Genomic DNA, 16,171 nt, shown 5'->3' on the forward strand with positions numbered 1-16,171 from the left:
CGTCTTTTCACTGGGGTGACGTAGAAAGCCCGTGAGGGGGCCGTCAACCGCTCTGGTTTCTTATAATAAATAACACATTGAGTGGTTGGCGACTTGACGATCGACAGGTCGACGACATTGGTTTTTGGTTGTGCCGCTGTGAAGGTCAGTATTCGACTCTGCGATGAGTTTCGGTGGATAGCATCGAGAAGACAGTCAAAAATCGTCACGGCACCTTTATCGCGGCGAGCGGACTTTGGTATGATCTTTGGAGGCATCTCCCGCAAACACACTTTGGGTCGGCGGCGGTCTCTAGGTGAAGGCGTAATTTAATATAGATGTTTGTAATTTGTAATTTTCATATAACACATACGCAGTCCCGGCGTTTTGATGTCTAGTTACGGTCGGACGCGTTCTGTACGAAACGGGGTGGCCGCATGAGCGGGGAAGTCTTGCTGAAGGTGCTGCGCGGAGGCTACGCGCAGTTCGATCGCATCGTCAAACTTGACACACCGCTTGGTGACGACTGGCTCACGCCGCTGTACGTCAAGATCAACGCGCGGCTTGGGCGCAATTTCGAGGTGATTGTCGACGCCTCGTCCGTCATGGGCGACAAGATCAAGCTCAACGCCTTGATGCTGCAACCCGTCACGCTCTGGATTCGCCAGACCGACGGCGGCTATCTGCCGATCCATGGCTATGTGCAGCGGGTTCGCCGCCTTGGAAATGATGGAACCGTTTCGTATTTTCAACTCCAGTTCTCCTCGTGGCTAAGCTTCCTCAGGCTCAGCAGCGATCGGCGCGATTGGCAGGAAGCCAGCGGCTGGCAGATTCTCACCGACATATTCGACAAATATCCGCAGGCTTCCGGCAACTATGGACAGGAACTGCGCGCGGCGATGCGCTCGTATTCGCACCGCGTGCAGTGGGAAACCGACTGGAATTTCGTGCACCGGAGTCTGGAGGAAGTCGGCGTGTTTCCGCGCTTCGATTTCGCGAAAGACGGCAAGTCGCACAAGGTCGTCATGATGGACGATCTGTATTTCGGGCCGTCGCTGCCGAATTCGGAGATGAAGTTCAGTCACGCGGGTACCGACGAGGATTTCGACGGGCTTACCCAGTTGAGCGAACAGCAGGACGCCCAAAGTGCGACGCTGACACTCGGCACCGCCGACTATAAGCGACCTGACCTTGATAAACAGGCTAGCACGCCAGCGGCTGACCTGGATGAGTTACCCGGTCAAGGCGAAGAGTATCTCTATACCGGCTCGCAGACATGGGCCGAGTCTGATGCTGGACAACAACAGGCCCGCATCCGCACCGAGGAATGGGCTTCCCGAGCAAAGCGCTATTTCGCGATCGGCAGTCCCCGCTATGCATTGCCCGGCTACTGGTTCAAGGTGTCGGGACATCCCCTCTTCGATGCGTTGCCGGAGGAGGAGCGCGAACTGTCAATCATCGCGAGCGACTGGTTGATCCAGAATAACTTGCCCGGCATGGACGCCCTCACGCGATTCCCGCGCAGCCTGCGCAGCGAGATCGAGCAGGTCCACGCGACCGGGGTCGGTACGACCGTGAGCCATCGCGATGGCGGTATCGGATTTTTTCACGTCGAGATCGAAGCGCAACGCCGCAAGACGCCATTCCGCAGCCCGTTCGAGCACGAGAAGCCCGAGATGCACTTGCAGACGGCGATCGTCGTGACGGACAGCGACGAGGAAATCTACACGGACGACGGCAATCGTGTGCGGGTCCGGACGTCGAACAGTCGAAAGGATCGCAATACGAAGTCCACGTCGTGGATTCGCGCAGCGATGCCGGACGCGGGCGCTAGGCGCGGCGGCTATTTCCCGTTGCGCAAAGATGACCAAGTGCTTCTAGGATTCGTAAATGGTGATTGCGACCGACCGGTGATCATCTCGCGACTGCACGGGGGCGCGACGATGCCGGTATGGCATACGCACGGCCTGCTGTCTGGCTTCCGCTCCCGCGAGTATGGCGGCGACGGCTTCAACCAGCTTGTCATGGACGACTCGAGCGGGCAGAACCGGGCTCAACTTTACTCGTCGAGCTACAGTTCTCACCTGCATCTTGGCTATCTGATCGAACAGTCCGATAACACGCGCGGCTCGTTCGTTGGCAGTGGCTTCGATCTCAAGTCGGAGGCGCATGGAGCGATTCGGGCGGTGCAAGGTCTGTCGATCTCGACTCACCCGGCGGCGGTACAGCCAATGAACGTGTCGGCCGCGACCGATCAGCTCGCAGCTTCGGAGGCAGTATTCGAGACGGTCTCGCAGGCGAGCGAAACGAATCGGGCCGAAAGCCTGCAGGACGGCAGCGATGCGATGAAGGCCTTTACTGAGATGACGCAGGGCAACGTTCCCGGCGTTACTAAAGGTGGCCGCACGGCTGGCGGCGGAACGGGGAATGCCAGTGGCTTTGCGAAACCGGCGTTGCTGCTGTCGAGCCCGGCAGGTGTTGGCCTGTCCAGCCAGCAATCGATTCACGTGTCGGCGAATCAACAGGTCAACTTGGTTGCGGGGAAAAATGTCAATCTCGCAGCCGGGAAGTCGCTGCTCGCGAGCGTGATGAGCAAGATCAGCCTGTACGCTCAAAACCTCGGGATCAAAATCTTCGCGACCAAAGGCCCTATCGAAATTCAGGCTCAGAACGATGCGTTGACGATGCTGGCGCAGCAGGACGTCAAGATCGAGAGTGCATCGGGACGGATGATTCTGCGCGCAGAAAAGGAACTGATTCTTAATGTCGGTGGATCGTATATCAAGATCACGCCTGACATGATCGAGAACGGGACGTCGGGCCAGATTCTCGAAAAATGCGCGTCGTGGGACAAGCCCGGGGCGTCGACCATGACGTTGCGTGATCCGCTGAACGGCACGCCGATTTCGAAGCATGGTGGTTACGCGGACGATTTCTCTGGTTGATCGAGATGCCCCGTTCCTGAAGCACGATAACGACTTACGATTTCAATTGCCATGACGGATAAGCACCCTCCAAAAAAACAACCTCCGAAGACGCCTGAGCCGGACGCCAAGCCCGCGTACACGCCTCTTGCATGGAGCTATCCATTTTCGCCTGCTGCCAAGGAAGGTGCAGCGTCCGATGCCGCAGACCCCATGACCTACATGAAGGTGCTTGCGACTGCGGAGGATGGATTTTATCCACTGGGAGCTAGCGGCATCTGGCACGGCGGCATTCACTTCGGGCAGAAAACAGGTGAGGCCCTGAAACAGGACGAAGGCGTACGCGCCATCGCCACGGGCGAGGTTGTCGCTTACCGACTCGACAACGAATACCCCACGCTGACCTACCAGGACCAGCGTCATGCGTTGTACTCGCGGGGCTTTGTGCTGATCCGCCATACTTTGCAATTGCCACCCGCACCGAAAAAGACGGAACCAGCCCCCGCCCCCGCAAATGCACCAGCTGGATCACCCGCCTCAGGCGGCAATGCAACGCCTCCGGCACCGGTCCCGACACCAGCTCCCGCGTCCTCCGGTCCGCAACCCGGTGAAACGCTGACGTTCTTCAGTCTGTACATGCATACGCTCGACTGGAAAACGTATAAAGCCGCGCTCGATCAGCCCAAAACGGAGAGTGCGGACATCAAGGCTCCGCAACTCAAGCCTCTTCCGTACTGGGAAGCTGACCGCTCGTATCGAGCATTGAAACCGAACAAACAGGACCTTCCGAAACCGAAGCCGATCGATCCGAGTGCGCCCGATGACGATTCGTCGCCGCAGCAACGAGGCGCAGATGAAGCGCTGCCGGAGCCTGTATCGGGTGTGCGGGTTCGCATTACTCCGAACGCCAAGCTCCTCGGTTTGCTACCCGAGGGCACGGAACTCACTGTGAATGAGGCCGATAACGGTGGGCGCAAGGGCTGGGCAAAAATCACGAAGATCATTAAAGGTGATCCGGTGGGCCCAGTCGTTGGTCAGCCGCCCGACGTGCAACTGAAGTGGGGTTACGTTTTCGTTTCGGAGCTCGAGCCGATTCCCCAGTCTGGCCCCGTCGATAAGGTGGTCGTGCTCAAGAAGCCGTACCCCGTCAAGGCGGGAGACGTTGTTGCGCATATCGGACAATACCAGCGATACAGGGAAGCGAAGCCCACACCGCCGTTGCCCACCCGACCGTTGCTGCACCTCGAAGTTTTTGCGGGCAACGATCTTCCAGCGTTCATCGCCAAGAGTCAGGCGCGCGCGAAGGAATTGTCGGCGGCAGATCCGAATATGGACAAGCCTTTTCTGGAAGTTCTGACAGGTGCAAAACTCGTGACGAAAGCGCCTGATCCAGATTACACCCTTGAGCAGACGGGTTTGAAGCTTGTTCCCGTCAGCGATCCGAAATCGCGATGGGTCAAGGTACAGCCCAAGACAGTAAGAATTCCCGCCGTGCAACCGGAGCCTGCTGCTCCGGCTGGCAAGGGGAAGAAGCACAAGGCAAAGCCTGCGAAAAAACCTGAGGCAATCGAGACGCCGACCGGTATCCCGTTCTGGATCGACAGCGCCCTAGGTCTTGTAAATCAAATGACGACGGCGCCTGTCAAGGGCTGGAAAGACTTTCCGCTAAAGGTTAGCCAAGCAGACGGGCCCCCAACGGACTTCCGGGTCATGTTTCGGGTGGTCGATCTCGACAAGCAGGGACCGCAAAGCTTGGCACGAGAAGACAAGGACGCGAGCGGAAAAACGAAACGCTGGTGGAATGTGACGGTCGGCACGAAAGACGGTGGAACCCGTCAAGGCTGGGTGCGTGAACGGGACCATCCCAAAGTGCAGCTGTGTAGCCAGTGGGACTGGCCGGGGTTCGAGCTCGTCGACAACAGTTCGACCACGATGGTCGATATGTTCAAGCGTTACCTGTTCGTCGCTGAACTGGCCATGGGAGAGGATCAGGATAACTTCAAGCCGAGTGCTGATGCATTGGCCACCAGTGAGCTCATCCAGAAGCTCGAAAAAGCCATTGATGTCAATCACGATGGCAAGGTTACTGCCGCGGAATTGGCGGATGCGCAGAAGACGCCATGGTTAGCCGAAGCAATCTCGCACATAGTCGTGAAAAGTGAGAGCGAATGGGGCGGCAACATGGGGAAGTGGGAGGACATCACGCCCCATATGAAGCTCGTGCCGTGGAAATGGCTGAACGAGATGGAGCGGATCAGAAAACTGCAGTGGTGGGAGGATGTTCAGGGGATTGACGCGAAGATTCTGCCGAAAGAGCCAAAGCCGTGGCATTTTCATCCGATCGGGCTGATTGGAAATTTTTCGGCATCAGGCTCCTGCAATTGCATAAACGTGGATGAGTTTTGCAAGCGATATGCGGATCAACATCCGACTGAATTTGGCTGGTTCGAAGGCAAGAAACATGTGACGTTGCCACCGATGAATCCCCAGTCGGTCAAGAGCTTGCATGATCTTGTGACCGAAATGATGAAGCAATACCCGGTCCATTTCAAGGAATGCAAAACAGAGTACCTTGCGTATATGCTGGCAACAGCTCGAATTGAGTCATATGACTGGCATACTCAGCATTTCTTCTCCCCGATATGCGAAGGAATTTCATATGATGAGGCGGAGACAAATTACGGAGTTGGTCCTCATGCAACAGAGGCACATAAAAAACGGGCTATAGCCAACGGAAACACAGAAGCTGGAGATGGATATAAATATCGGGGGCGCGGACTGGTTCAACTTACGTGGAAAATTGGATACAAGAAATTTAAAGAAATAGCTGGTGCCGATATTGTCGCAAATCCAGATTTGGTCTTGGATTTACCGGTTGCGGTGAGAATTATGATGATTGGAATGAGGGATGGATTGTTTAGAGGGGGGAACTCGCTATCAACTCACCTCGATGGAACAAAGCCTGACTATTATCATGCTCGCTACATTATTAATGGCGATAGTCCGGCGGGGTCAGGTCATCCAGACAAAGCCGAGCAGTTTCAGTTTTATGCCGAGAAATTTGAGAAGCTTATCAGGGAAACGAAATGATTGCTAAGTTTAGCTTTGGAACATGCCTCGCGTTTGCATTTGCGTCAACTGCACTGGCGGGCAGCTATCAGATTCCTGGTCTGGAAGTTTGCGATGCGAATTCATCTGGGAAGCACTGCGGCCTCCAGTTGGATAGCAGTGGTTATCTCGTGGATAGTGCTAGCGGTACACACTTGTCTTCTGATCCCGATTTCAAGGGAGTCGTGAGTGATGCTACGCTCTATGAAAGCAAGACAAGTCTGGCTTTGGAATACAGCGATTCTTCATCGTCAAAAAACTGGACCGTCCTCATCTTCTCCTACAAGAATGGCGAGTTGCATGCTAAGAATTACATATCGCTCTCGAAGATGACGTTAGTGAATGGTGAACGATGGGGCGGGCAAAGTTGCCGAGGGGATGTGGTCTTGACCAGAGGGAAAACCATTTTGGCGAGTGCCTTTAAGGGTCTGTGCAATGGGAATGTGAATAATGATTCGCCGACTCCGACCAACACAGAAGCAATCAGAGTTGCAAGCCAAGCAGGGCTTGTTGTAACAGTGCCAGCATACGATGCTGATACGAGAGTTTGGTCGGTGGCAACGTACGCTTTCCCTTCCAACAGCGTGCCCGACGCAAGCGCATTACTCTGCCTTTCTGGTTGCAAGGCTGACCCAGTACATCAGCGTTTAGGTGGATGGATTGGAAAGGATTTTTGGATAGATGCATCCTTGCCCAAAAGTGAGGCTGGCACGGTCGACGGCAGTTACATCTATCTGAAGAAAAAGGCGCCAATTTCAATTAAAGGAACAGTGGCGAATGGAAGTATGAACTTAACAGAATATTCGAGCTCAGGAAACGTGCCTGTCGCGACATTCACTGGAAAGAAGTTTGATAGCGCATATGTTGGAACCTGGGCATCAAATAACAAAAAATACAAATTCCTCCTGGGAACAATACTTTATTGATTATCCCGCCATGATTGATCTTATCCGCATCGGCGACGACACCGACCATGGCGGCAAGGTCGAAACGGGCTCGGCGACCATGCGTTTCGATGGTCGCTATGTCGCCCGCAAGGGTGATCGCGTGTCGTGCCCCCAACATCCCGATGTCTCACCTAACCTCATCGAGGAAGGCGATCCATCGATGACGGATGATGGTATTCCGATCGCTCGTCACGGCCACCGCGCCACGTGCGGCTGTCACCTAATCTCAAGTCTCGTTTGAGTTTGAGGTCGAGCAGGTAGCCCCGTGTCGACACCGTCATCGGTTATGTAGTGAAATCCGCACTCACAAATGTATAGTACCTAGTGCCCACACTTTTGCCGGGCTGGGGTGTTGGGTAACACATGGTTTGTTATTGGTAACGAGCGCTGTTTTTATGGCAACCGGCAACGATCGCCTCTCGAAAATTCGTGACTACCTGGCCACGGCGGGATTCACGCTGATGGCCCGTGAGTGTAGTGGTCTAATGAATCCGGACACTGATTTAGGCGAGAATGTTCGCCATGAAGAGGTGTCTGATGAGCAAGCAACGACGTACGTTTTCCCCGGAGTTCAAACAGCAAGCCGCCTGTCTGGTGCTCGACCAGGGCTATAGCCATATGGAAGCAAGCCGCTCGGTCGGCGTCGGCGAGACGGTGCTGCGCCGCTGGGTGCAGCAACTTCAGATGGAACGCCAGGGCGTCACGCCGCAGGGCAAGGCAATCACGCCGGATCAACAGCGTATTCAGGAACTCGAGGCGCGTATCGAACGCCTCGAGCGTGAGAAGGCCATTTTAAAAAAGGCTACCGCGCTCTTGATGTCGGAAGGCATCGAACGTACGAAGTAATTGATCAGATTGGCGCAAGCGAATCGGTCGAGCTGATCTGCGCGGTATTCGACGTGTCGCGGTCCTGCCTGTATGCACACCGATGGCGAGCCCGACGCGTTGATGCCGAGCGAATGGCACTGCGTAGCCGGGTACACGAGCTGTTCATCGAGAGTCGAAGCTCTGCTGGCAGTCGCAGCATCATGGGCATGATGCGCGAGGAAGGTACGGCGATTGGCCGCTTCAAGGTCAGCCGCTTGATGGAAGAACTCGGGTTGATCTGCAAGCAGCCGGGCCGCCATGCCTACAAGCAGGCCACGGTCGAGCGGATCGATATCCCGAACCATCTCAATCGCGAATTCGAGGTTGGTACGCCGAATCAGGTGTGGTGTGGTGACATCACGTATGTCTGGGCGCAGGGCCGTTGGCATTATCTGGCCGTAGTACTCGACCTGTTCACGCGTCGGGTTGTTGGCTGGGCGTTCTCGACACGCCCTGATGCCGATCTGGTCGTGCAGGCGTTGGAGATGGCCTATGAGCAACGTGGTCGACCGCAAGGCTTGCTGTTTCACTCGGATCAAGGCGGCCAATATGCAAGCCGGAAATTCCGTCAGCGCCTCTGGCGCTATCGGATACAGCAGAGCATGAGCCGTCGAGGAAATTGTTGGGATAACTCCCCGATGGAGAGGCTGTTCCGCAGCTTCAAGACCGAATGGCTACCGTCAGTGGGCTACATGTCGGCGCAGGAGGCACACCGGGACATCAGCCACTACCTGATGCACCGGTACAACTGGATACGGCCGCATCAGTTCAATGACGGACTGGCGCCGGCGGTTGCGGAAGAAAAACTTAACGCAGTGTCCGGGATTAGTTGACCACTACATCTGTCTAATGCGAGTCGTCTACTTAGGCTTAGCGTTTTTCATGCGAAGCGAGACGGCTTCCGGTTCTGATCTTGACCTGTATCGACGGGCGGAAACAGTATTGGATGCTTGTATCGCGCGAGCCGAACGCGGTGAGGCTTGGACGCTTATCGAGAACGAGTTGGCTGACGTCGAGCGCGTGTTGAGCGTACATGACGAGCAACTGGCCGTGATCCCCAAGCATCGCTATCTGGCGGCTTTGGATCACCTGCAACGTTTTGTGTTAGGTAGGGGCGCTCCCCGATTCCGGTGTCAGAGATCGCGGCTTGATGAGCAGATGTTAATGAGCATCGAACCGCGCTCGCATTAGGTGGGACGACAGGACTGGCTGAGGTGGTGGACCGCAACCTCCCGAAAATCACCAGCTATCACGCGTAGTGCGAACACAAGCCGTGACACGCTGAGTGCCTTGCTGGAGTTGCCCCTGTAATACCGGACACAGCGTCACACTAAGGTTGCCGAATCCATCGAGCGCCGGAACTCGCGAGGCGAGCGGTATTTCAGCGCGCTATGGGGATGCTTCTCGTTGTAATGCTCGAACGCGATGGCCAAGTTGCGTGCAGCAGTCGCTGCGTCCGGCTTCGGCATGAAGGCGACGTAGTCGCGTTTCATCGTCTTCACGAAGCTCTCGGCCATCCCATTACTTTGTGGGCTGCACACCGGTGTGGTCAATGGCTTCAGGCCGATGGCCACTGCGAATCGGCGCGTGTCGTCGGCCGTGTAGCCCGAACCGTTGTCGCTCAGCCACTCGATTTCGGATGGCGTATGCAGCTCGTTGCCAAACCGATTTTCCACTGCAGCCAGCATCACGTCTCGCACGATGTCGCCGCTGTGGCCTGCTGTCGTGGCCGCCCAGCTCATCGCCTCTCGGTCGCAGCAATCCAGCGCAAACGTCACCCGCAGCGGCTCGCCGTTGTCGCAGCGGAACTCGAAGCCGTCCGAGCACCATCGCTGATTGCTGCGCGCGACGGCCACCTTGCCATCGTGTCGACGTTGGGGGTGAGGCGGAAGCGGCCGGCGCTGCATCAGCAACCCGTGCGTGCGCATGACGCGATAGATGCGCTTGGCATTGAACGGCACCAGCCCAACCGCGACGCGCTCGTTGCGCAATATGCCCCAAACCCGGCGATAGCCATAGCTGGGCAAATCGCCGATGACCCGGCGGATTTCCTCGACCGCGGTCGCGTCGTCAGTCTGCCTCGATTGACGGCCATCGCGCCACGTCGCCGGACGCGACAGTCGTGCCGATACGTTCGAGCGCGACACGCCGAGAACTTCACAAACCAGTTTCACTGGTCGTCCTCCGGCAGCGAGGGCGAGTGCGCTATCCATTTTTTTGCCCGGCCGTACTCGACTGCTTCGCGGAGAATCTCGTTCTCCATGGTCTTCTTGCCGAGCATCCGTTGCAGCTCACGAATCTGCTTGAGCGCGTCGGCCAGCTCTGAGGCGGGAACCACTTCCTCGCCAGCCTTGACCGCTGACAGGCTCCCGTCCTGGTACAGCTTGCGCCAGTGGAACAGTTGGTTCGGATTCACGCCGTGCTGGCGCGCGACCATCGAAACCGATTTCCCCGGCTCGAAACTCTCGCGAACCATCGCCAGCTTCTGCTCCGCCGTCCAGCGCCGCCGGCGCTCCGGGCCCGTCAACACTTCCATCACTTCCTGCCTGGTGTTAGTCAAAAACACAGTCTTATGCCTACCCGTTATTGTAAGTGGGTGACTGTGTCCGGCGTTTCAGGGGGCTGCTCCACTTGCCGGCTTCGCGCGGCGCGGACGGTATGTGGTGACGGCCCGGGAAGCACCTTTCTGACCAAAGGTTTGTGTTTCGCGATTTGAGACGTTGCCACAGCACAGTGGAGCCTGACAGGACGAGGGGCTACGGCAACGGACCATCAGTATTTCCACGGAAGGTACGAATACCTCGAAAGGCGAGAATTCAGGCGGAGCTCACTTCATCGAGGACTCGCCAACGTGCCACCACCACGCCAGCGACGGAACGACTGGCAGTGCTGCTGCCCCCCCTTTCGTGACGTCGGTAAAACCGTCATGCTCATAGGCTTTACCGCTGTCCCTAAAGGTATCCCGGAAGATATGGCGTAGCGTCGTCTGGCACCAGTAGAGTCCTCCGCTTGCGTAGTCGACTAGTGCATCCAGGTAGCTGGCCAATGCCGGATCGCTGGTCCCTGCGAGCACTTCCAGTCGCAGTTCAATGAACCGCCTGACGATCTGCTCGTAATGCCGATTGGACAGCACAAGCGCCTCCTCCTTGTCGCATCGATACGCATTGCGGACCACGTCGATCATGTTGTGGTCGTCATATGCCCGGTGTGCTTCCTTGAAGTACGAGTAGACTTCCCCTCCCCAGTTGACGATCATGTTAGCCATTTCGGATAACGCACGAACGCGGCGATCGGCTAGGATTCGTATGCTCACTGGAATCTGGCGGACGATTGGAATCAGTCCGATATAGGCAAAACCGCCGCCGCATTGCAGACGCAGATTGGCGCCGTCGCTCAACGACGGTTTGACACCACGGGCAATGTTGCTGGCCTTAAACACTTCCAGCAAATACCAGCCCTTGACCGCGTCCACCCACTGATAGATCAACTCCGGCGGCCCGAAGCGCTCCAGGCGAATTCGGATATCGCGAAACGCGAGCGCATAGTTGTCGTTTGGATCCTCGATGTACTCGGGTGCCTCGATCGCCCGGTGGATCCGCGACACGGCTTGCACTAGCGTTTCCGGATCGTTGCGCGTCGGTCCTTCGTCGCAGTAGTGATCGTCGAAGGCAAACACGACCATCGACCAGTCGGCAGCAATCTGCGCGAGTTCCAGCGGCCCCGACGGATAGAGCAAGCCAGTCAGGCCACCACCTACGCGGCCGATCTCCAGACGGTCGCGCTGTTCGCGGTCTTCATACAAGCTGAAGCGGTCCATAAACGCGACGGACCCGACATGCACCTCTTCGAGGCGCAGATGAGATTTGACGGAGAAGGGCCAGTACACGGCGGGGACTCTGTCGATGTCAGAAGCATCATTCATGATGAAGACCGACCTCGCTATTGGTTGGTGACCAGAATGGAAATACCGCGTTCCTCAGGCTCCGCTGACAGGTGCGTTGTCCTCCCGAGTACGATTGATGCCGCTCGATCGTTGACGACTAGCTCGGCAACAGGGTAGAACTGCCTGCTCCATCGCCGAAGCGCAGAGATGGAGGTTTCACCCGCGACGAGTTTGGGGTGCTCGAGATATTGACGGTGATTCCAGATTTCGAAATCGGCGCGAGCCACCCTCGCAAACCAACGATGGGCGGCGCCGGAAAGCGCTGCATAGATCACCGCGCGAAACGCAACCGGCAGCGCATCGAGCCGTGGAATCCGCAACGCGTCACTCCACCTGAATTTCCAGCGCAATGGGGCGAGCGGCGTTGCGAAAGACTGCGTTCGGACTCGGACGCCCAGGTTGGGTATATTGATTTCTCCTTCGGTATAGCCAAGACCGTGGCTGGTGAAACACATCGTCACCGCCACGCCGTGCCATCGCCCGCTGAGTTCGAACGTGATCCGGCAGTCGTCGGCGTGGTGCGTCACCGCTGTATCGGTAAAGCCGTGCAGCACTGGGAAATGCGCGACATCCGCCGTGTTTTCGACCATGTCTTGCACGTAGCCAGTCGGTTCGGCACTGCTACTGTGCGGGCGGGAGAAACCTTCGAAGCCGAATTCCGGCAACGCAAAATTCGGCGGCTGCCCACTGCTGTCTCGCCACGCGAATACGGCGCCGTTGACCTCGCAGGTATGCTGGTGGCTCAATGCAGCAAATGGCGGCTTCTGGCCATTGCCGGTCCGTACGCAATGGCCGTCCGGCGCGAAGGCCAGGCCGTGAAACGGGCACACGATGTCTTCCCCGTCGATCCGGCCGCCATGACCAAGATGCGCTCCCAGGTGGGGGCAATAGGGTTCAGCGATGCACGCCCGACCCGATCGGGTCCGGTACACCAGCAATTCCTGTCCCGCAAAAGGAACCGTTAGCACAGCGCCTGTCTTCAGTTCGCCGCTCAGGCACACCGCAAACCATCCATTTGGGTAGGGAAGCGGTTGGCGCGTATCACCGGGATCGGGGGATCGATGTCGCGATTTCATGAGGTCTCCTGCGGCTAAAGGGGAATTTGGGACGCGTGGTACTTATGGCCGACGGACCACGATGCTATAAGTCGACACCTTGTTCTTGATCAGCGCGACCGACCAGTTCTCCGCGAGCACCCGCAATTCCTCGAGCGTGCCAGTCGTCCCATGCGGGAAGTGTTTCTCAATGTTTGCCTTCGAATCCATCAGCCAGCGCGCGACGTCGATGTTCGACGGCAGCACCCGCATGTCGTGCAGCGTGAAGCCCGCATCTCTGAGCACCTTTGCGAAGTACTCGGGCGTTTTGCGGTGCTTGCACGCGATTCGGTCGACTTCGTCCGGCGTATCGGACTGATATTCGCTTAGGTCAACGTTGTACAGGTTGTCCGAAATCACTACCGAGCCGCCCGGGCGTATGCGTGGATACAGCACCTTCATCGCTTTTTCGTACAACGCATTCGGAAAGTGCGAGATCACGCCGCGGATGATCACCAGGTCGTACGGCGTCGCGGCGTCGGGCAGCAGGTCTACGTCCTGCGCGTTGCATTGATACAGGTTGATCCTGCTTTCGAGGCCATGCTTCGCGTGCAATTGCGCGCAGTATTCGAGTTGCTCGTGGCTCACGTTGACGCCATCGAGCCGAGCGCAATCTGCGAAGCGGTCGGCGAGATACTTCAGGATGTAGCCCCAGCCGCAGCCGATGTCGAGGATGCGTCCGACAGGCGAATGGTCATGCTCGTCGAATCCTGCGAGACGCAATTGCCGCTCGAAGTATCGGATTCCCGACTCGTCGAGCGAAATTGGCGGCGTCGAGCGTGGATCGTCGTAGACACCGAATTGGAACAGCAGGTACTCGCCGATTGCCTTGCGCCAGTCCGCCGGGTCGCCTTCGTAGGTTGTTTCGATCTTGCGCTGATACTCGCTGACCGTTTCGCCACACAGCCGGTGAACAGGTAACTTGCGGAGGCTGCCGCGCACCTGGGCATCCGCCATCGTCCGTTCGCTGATCTGGTCCATATCGCATCTCCGTGCAGGTCAACCATCGTCGAATGACAAGACACATCACTGGCCGCCGGACAAGTACGGCACGCTTAAAAAGAAAATAAATCCCCCGCCTCAGAAAATATTTCTGAAGCGCACGAAATGACGTGAGGATTAAAGTTGCCGAGCTGTCAGGTGAACCGGTCCATGTTTCTACCCCGTTTTATAATTGAAGAAGATGCGCCAATTTTCCATTGGTATTTCTATATTCAGAGTGCTAGCTCATCGCCGCTGCGCGAAATCGCGACGACCTCGGGCACTTCAATTCGCAATTTCGTGAACGAAGTACCACGATGTTCAAAATTCAGTCGCATGAGAACTGGTTATAAGAGATCAGATTGGATTTTTCAAGATTGCGACACAAAAAACGCAATAGGCAAAAGATTCTCAATCGCCCACCGTTCTGGTTTATGAAAGGATTCAGTTGAACCGGTACCCGGACGGGTTCTGGACGACGTTTAGCGTTGGAGCAGACATCATGCAATCCATCCTTCAAGCCGTCCGGTTTCCAGCCGATTTGCGCAGGCTGCCACCTGGTGTCTTGCCGCAGCTTGCTGACGAGATTCGTGCATTCCGCATCGACAGCGTGGCCCGCACGGACGGCCATCTGTCGTCCGATCTCGGCAGCGTGGAATTAACGATTGCGTTGCACTGCGTGTTCGATACACCGCACGACCGCATTGTGTGGGACGTCGGTCATCCGTCGTATCCACACAAGATCCTCACCGGACACCGAGACCGGATGCATCTGCTGCGCCAGCTCGGCGGCGCAGACCATTTTTTCCATGAGCCGCAGCGTTCGGCGCACATGCACGACTTCCAACACGAAGCGCTGTTCTAGCGTCAGCAAACGATTCTTCTTGAAATTGGCTGCGCTCCACGCGTCGCGCAATTTTGCCCAAGTCAGGCGCTGGAATTCAGGCAACTTGGTCGCCTTGTCGGAGCCGGGATCTGGTTCTCCGGGGACGTTGTGGAGCCTGCATTTCATGGTTTCACGTGCGCGCCACTCATCGGAGAAAGGCGCGATGGGCGCACGTGGGTTGCCCATTCGGCCGGCCCGCATAATTTCTTTGTCGATCTTGATCGCCAAACGACGCAGCGGAGCGGCGTACTTCAATGTGTCTGCCTGCTCCAGGTGCGCGATTATGCGCGTAGCGTCGCCAGTAAGCGAACTCATCTCGGTCAACGTAATCCGCAGGTGTAGCACCTCTAGAATCCGCCGATGAACCTCGGCGGACGTGCACGCGTTCCACCATTCCGAGATAGCGTCGAACGGGGACGGGTCAAATGGGGGCAATATCATGATGCACGCAAAACACTGTATGAATATACAGCTTATCGCGCAGTAAGATGGGGCCGTTAAGTCTCAAAAATGGGGGGGGGAGGGCGGGCAGTGTGAACATATATGAACGTCAGACGAAGATCCCGGCATCAACGAGCTGAAGATCGGCATCGGCGGATCTGTACCGCCACGATCCGTGGGAGCCAGATGTGTATCCCGACTATGCCGCGCCGATCGCATGGGCGGACGGTGATGGCCTTGGCGTTGTCAAGGCCGTGTTCTGTTTCTGGCCGAAGTTCATGCAACCTGAGCGAGTCGATGACAGCGGGAAGAAGCGGAAAAAGCTCGACATGGTCAATGCCCGTTCGGAAACGGTCGGTGAGTCCTGGTTATATGGCAAGGCGTGGCGGGCTGGCCAGCGCTGCCTGATCCCTGTCCGATGGATATACGAGCCTTGTTACGAGACGGGCCGGATTGGGTGGCGACGGATCGGACTAACAGATTGGCATTCGTATTGTGTCACCGGTATAGTGATCGTTTTGGCTCGGCGTGACACATGCGTGCGAGGAAGCGCTTCCGGCGATATGCCTTCTGGCAAACTACCCGGATTCCACACCTCGAATCTGTCAGGATGTAGGGCGACTGTCACATTTGCATTCGCTTGTGAATAGTCGCGATGGACTAAGGCGTTCACGACTGCCTCTCGAATGACAAATGGTGGGATTGCTCTCACATCATGTCGTTCATATTCTTCAAAATTTAAGCTAACCGTTACATGACGGTCGAGGAACAAAGTTATTTGATCAAAAAGGTCGAGGAGATTGCCTTCAAGAACTTTATTCTCGATAAACTGCGTCCTATCCAACCCTGACGAAGCGTTCTCGTTTCCAGGTGAGATCGCAGCCAACCGTGAGTTGACGCTGCTCACCGACCAATGGAGCGGTGAACAGTTTGCTGCCAGTTCCATTGCGTATCCGGCCATGAATTCACGCACGTTATGGCGACTATCCTGGCGATACGTC

The 16,171-nt window shown here is 56.7% G+C and carries 10 protein-coding genes and 2 pseudogenes; 7 read left to right on the top strand and 5 right to left on the bottom strand.

From position 1 onward, the window contains the following. Positions 1-416 precede the first annotated feature (416 nt). From ABD05_RS12360 to ABD05_RS36095, 5 genes are all read left to right on the top strand, one after another. Positions 417-2,924: a type VI secretion system Vgr family protein gene (locus ABD05_RS12360; protein ID WP_047900374.1), complete on the top strand. Its 2,508-nt coding sequence runs from the start codon at positions 417-419 to the stop codon at positions 2,922-2,924. A 51-nt stretch (positions 2,925-2,975) separates the two neighbouring features. After that, a complete protein-coding gene (locus tag ABD05_RS12365) occupies positions 2,976-5,993 on the top strand; it encodes a calcium-binding protein (protein ID WP_053059936.1) in 3,018 nt (1,005 codons plus the stop codon). After that, entirely contained in the window at positions 5,990-6,937 is a 948-nt protein-coding gene (locus tag ABD05_RS37470; RefSeq protein ID WP_148669074.1) for a hypothetical protein, read from the top strand. Before ABD05_RS12365 ends, ABD05_RS37470 begins: the two co-directional genes overlap by 4 nt. A gap of 10 nt (positions 6,938-6,947) precedes the next feature. Next, a complete protein-coding gene (locus ABD05_RS12375) occupies positions 6,948-7,199 on the top strand; it encodes a PAAR domain-containing protein (protein ID WP_047900375.1) in 252 nt (83 codons plus the stop codon). 296 nt (positions 7,200-7,495) lie between these two features. Further along, a protein-coding gene (locus tag ABD05_RS36095; RefSeq protein WP_148669076.1) for an IS3 family transposase occupies positions 7,496-8,658 on the top strand; the annotation gives its coding sequence in 2 pieces (ribosomal slippage) (positions 7,496-7,751 and positions 7,751-8,658; 1,164 coding nt in all). Between the two features lie 492 nt (positions 8,659-9,150). Here ABD05_RS36095 and ABD05_RS12395 read toward each other — a convergent pair. From ABD05_RS12395 to ABD05_RS12415, 4 genes are all read right to left on the bottom strand, one after another. Then, positions 9,151-10,361, bottom strand: a protein-coding gene (locus ABD05_RS12395; protein WP_148669077.1) for an IS3 family transposase whose coding sequence is annotated in 2 segments (ribosomal slippage) — positions 9,151-10,046 and positions 10,046-10,361 — 1,212 coding nt in all. Because the reading frame shifts where the segments join, the coding sequence is not laid out codon by codon here. Between the two features lie 291 nt (positions 10,362-10,652). Next, complete coding sequence (locus ABD05_RS12405; protein WP_047900378.1) at positions 10,653-11,747, bottom strand: terpene synthase family protein; 1,095 nt, start codon at positions 11,745-11,747, stop codon at positions 10,653-10,655. Positions 11,748-11,764: 17 nt separating this feature from the next. Beyond that, a complete protein-coding gene (locus tag ABD05_RS12410; protein ID WP_082146091.1) occupies positions 11,765-12,844 on the bottom strand; it encodes a Rieske 2Fe-2S domain-containing protein in 1,080 nt (359 codons plus the stop codon). A 42-nt stretch (positions 12,845-12,886) separates the two neighbouring features. Further along, positions 12,887-13,843 (bottom strand): SAM-dependent methyltransferase, encoded by a 957-nt coding sequence (locus ABD05_RS12415; RefSeq protein WP_047900379.1) that lies wholly within the window; start codon positions 13,841-13,843, stop codon positions 12,887-12,889. Positions 13,844-14,345: 502 nt separating this feature from the next. Between ABD05_RS12415 and ABD05_RS36100 the strand changes: the two are divergent. Together ABD05_RS36100 and ABD05_RS36105 are read left to right on the top strand one after the other, a co-directional pair. Continuing rightward, positions 14,346-14,684, top strand: a pseudogene (locus ABD05_RS36100) (1-deoxy-D-xylulose-5-phosphate synthase N-terminal domain-containing protein); the annotation flags it as partial. Between the two features lie 613 nt (positions 14,685-15,297). Next, a pseudogene (locus tag ABD05_RS36105) lies at positions 15,298-15,679 on the top strand (SOS response-associated peptidase family protein); the annotation flags it as partial. Here the strand turns inward: ABD05_RS36105 and ABD05_RS38900 are convergent. Beyond that, a complete protein-coding gene (locus tag ABD05_RS38900) occupies positions 15,607-16,116 on the bottom strand; it encodes a putative DNA binding domain-containing protein (protein WP_238594072.1) in 510 nt (169 codons plus the stop codon). The pseudogene ABD05_RS36105 and the gene ABD05_RS38900 overlap by 73 nt on opposite strands. Between the last annotated feature and the right edge of the window lie 55 nt (positions 16,117-16,171).

This window comes from Burkholderia pyrrocinia (assembly GCF_001028665.1).
In the GTDB taxonomy this organism is placed as follows: domain Bacteria; phylum Pseudomonadota; class Gammaproteobacteria; order Burkholderiales; family Burkholderiaceae; genus Burkholderia; species Burkholderia pyrrocinia.